Annotated in this window: 1 protein-coding gene; it reads left to right on the forward strand. The window is 64.8% G+C overall.

Annotated elements, in window-relative coordinates:
- Positions 1 to 89 precede the first annotated feature (89 nt).
- Positions 90 to 524: a hypothetical protein gene (locus ACTNDJ_RS08965; protein ID WP_441036951.1), complete on the forward strand. Its 435-nt coding sequence runs from the start codon at positions 90 to 92 to the stop codon at positions 522 to 524.
- The last annotated feature ends 36 nt before the right edge of the window (positions 525 to 560 follow it).

Here is a 560-nt window from a genome sequence, read left to right on the forward strand (position 1 = left end):
GTCTCGCAGTCTACAGGGCCTGAAAACCATTCTCTCTGGTGGTGCGATACCACCAGATGCATATCGGCGCGACGCTGGAGGTGTTGAGCATGTCTGACGAGCCCCATATCCCGGCCCCGTGTCCAGCCTCGTTGGCGGATGGTGGGCGTGCTTTGTGGCGTGGCGTGGCGGACGTGTTCGAGCTGACGCCGGAGCAGTTGGTGCAACTGGAGGAGGCGTGCCGGGCAAAGGATCGGCTCGATTCTCTGGATGCGGCGATCCGTGGCAAGCATGACGTGCTGCTGTCGATTGAGACGGACGGTAACGGAGTGTCCAGCTTGGTCGTGAACTCGGCGCTGCGTGAGGCGAACGCGACGGCCACGGTCCTCAAGCAGCTGCTGGCGGCGCTGCGGTTGCCGGACGTGGAGGGTCGACGGCCCCAGTATCGGGGTCCGAGGGGTGCCTATCAGAAGTCTGTGGAGTCGGTCGCATCCGCAGGCAAGGTGTCGAGCCTTGACCGGGCGCGGAAGCGGCGCGCAGGCTGATGTTCCGCCCCCTGTTCGAGGGGCAGAAGTGCTCTC

Origin of the sequence: Collinsella sp. HCP3S3_D1, from assembly GCF_052064015.1 — a bacterium.
Classification (GTDB): domain Bacteria; phylum Actinomycetota; class Coriobacteriia; order Coriobacteriales; family Coriobacteriaceae; genus Collinsella.

Excerpts from the sequence above, each read along its gene's own strand:
- ACTNDJ_RS08965 (WP_441036951.1), top strand. The coding sequence starts at position 90 with ATGTCTGACGAGCCCCATATCCCGGCCCCGTGTCCAGCCTCGTTGGCG.